General features: G+C 43.5%; 2 protein-coding genes. Both read left to right on the forward strand.

The window, feature by feature from the left end:
• The coding region (locus AC075J_RS02305; protein ID WP_476389928.1) for a 4Fe-4S binding protein at nucleotides 1-210 on the forward strand (210 nt) is incomplete at its 5' end.
• A gap of 339 nt (nucleotides 211-549) precedes the next feature.
• Nucleotides 550-2,460, forward strand: a 1,911-nt coding sequence (gene xdhA / locus AC075J_RS02310; protein WP_476389929.1) for a xanthine dehydrogenase subunit XdhA, incomplete at its 3' end; no start/stop codon positions are given.

Genomic DNA, 2,460 nt, shown 5'->3' on the forward strand with positions numbered 1-2,460 from the left:
AAAAAAGGTGCAGAAGCAAAGAAGCAATGTAACGTCAGCTGTATCGGCTGTGGAATCTGCGAGAAGACCTGCACAGCCGGTGCGATAAAAGTAAAAGACAACTGTGCAGTGATCGAGGAATCCATATGTCTGAGCTGTGGTATGTGCGCAGTGAAATGCCCAAGACACGTTATCCATGACCTGCATGGAATATTGACAGAAATACGTTAAGTAAATCAGGTTACTGTTCACTTTGTTCTTAGTAATACATTACAAAGGATATTCTCAGTGAACAGTAACCCAATCAAACAACTTCGTTAATAGGAAAATAATACGTAAAAATTGAATAAAAGATTGCAATTTCATATCCAAATATGCTATACTTAAATCAGAAAACAGATAACAATTATGCAAATAAAAAGTAAATTCGCCTGATGTCAGAAAAAAGGTGAAGGAAAGTAGCATGGTTCGGAGCCGGACATAAGTCCTGAGGGGAACAGACAGATACCTTGGGGTGTGTCCGGCTCCTTCTATATAATAACCAAAAATAAATACAGAGAAGGTGAAAACATGATTGGAAAGAGTGTTCCAAGAGTAGATGCCTATGACAAAGTTACAGGACGTGCAAAATTTACTGATGACCTGGTTCCTGCCAACTGTCTGGTGGCAAAAATCTATCACGCAAAGATCGGAAACGGTATCGTAAAATCAATCGATACCAGTAAAGCAGAGGCTCTGGACGGCGTAGTAAAAGTGGTTACTTTTAAAGACGTACCGAATCATTGTTATCCTACGCCGGGACATCCCTGGTCTGTGGAGCTGGCACATCAGGATGTTGCAGACCGCAATATCCTTACCGGAAGAGTCCGTTATTACGGAGATGATATTGCTGCTGTAGTGGCAGAAGATGAAATCACAGCCCAGAGGGCATTGCGCCTGATCGAAGTTGAATATGAAGAATATCCGGTAGAAATCCATCCGCGTAAATCCATGTATGGAAGCAAACCGCCAATCCATCTCGATAAAAAGGACAATGTACTTGTCCGTTCCAATTACTTTATCGGAAATGTGGAAGAAGGGCTGAAGGAATCCGAAACAGTTATAAAACGCAGTTATAAAACCCCGATCGTGCAGCACTGCCACATTGAGAATCCTATTTCCTGTGCATACATGGAAAATGGCAGGATCATAGTTGTGACTTCCACTCAGATTCCGCATATTGTCCGGCGTGTGATCGGGCAGGCTCTTGGAATCCCATGGGGAAAGATCAGAGTCATTAAGCCATACATAGGTGGAGGATTCGGAAATAAGCAGGATGTGCTGTATGAACCGTTAAATGCGTTTCTTACCACGCAGGTTGGCGGCAGACCGGTCAAACTCGATATAACCAGAGAGGAAACTTTCTGCAACACCAGAACCCGCCATTCTATTGAGTATGATCTGACGGCAGGTGTTGACAGTGAGGGGCATCTTCTGGCAAAGGATATGCTGGCTATTTCCAATCAGGGAGCATATGCCTCCCATGGACACGCCATAGCAGCCAATGGTCTGACTGCCTGGAGGCTGCAGTACGCATGTCCGAATATCAAAGGAGAGGCATATACTGTCTATACGAATACACCGGTAGGCGGAGCGATGCGTGGATACGGGATCCCGCAGGTATGTTTTGCAATTGAGTGCTTTATGGATGATATTGCAAAAGAGATCGGGATGGATCCTCTGGAGTTCAGAAAGAAAAATCTTATCAAAGGATATTATGAGGATGCTTACCTGAAGCCGATCGCAGCAAACACCAACGGGATTTTTGAATGTCTGGAAAAAGGTGCAGATTATATCCACTGGGAAGAAAAACGAAAAGAATATACAAACCAGACAGGTAATATCCGCAGAGGCGTCGGAATGTCACTTTTCTCCTATAAGACAGGTGTATGGCCGATTTCACTGGAAATTGCAGGTGCAAGAATGACTCTGAATCAGGATGGAAGTGTTGGCCTGATGCTGGGAGCTACTGAAATCGGTCAGGGTGCTGATACGGTATTTTCCCAGATGGCGGCTGAGGTTTTAAATATGGATATCAGTGATATTCATATCCAGACAGTCCAGGATACTGATGTAACGCCATTTGATACCGGTGCCTATGCATCCAGACAGTCGTTTGTAACAGGAACAGTTGTTAAAGACTGCGCAAATCTTCTGAAGAAAAAGATTCTGGATTATGCAAAAGAGCTGTTGCCTGAAGAGACAAGGAAACTGAGGCTTGATCATGGGTGGATCATGGCAGGAAAAGATCCTGCAATATCTCTTGGAAATCTTGCATTGGAAAGTTATTACAGTCTTGGCAATTCTTCTGTTATTACAGCAGAGGTTTCCGAGCAGGTAAAGAAAAATACGATTGCCACAGGATGCTGCTTTGCTGAAGTGGAAGTCGATATAAAGCTTGGCAAGATCAAAATCCTTCATATCATTAATGTGCATGACAGC

It is taken from the genome of Blautia sp. ZXY-1-C6 (genome assembly GCF_056339875.1).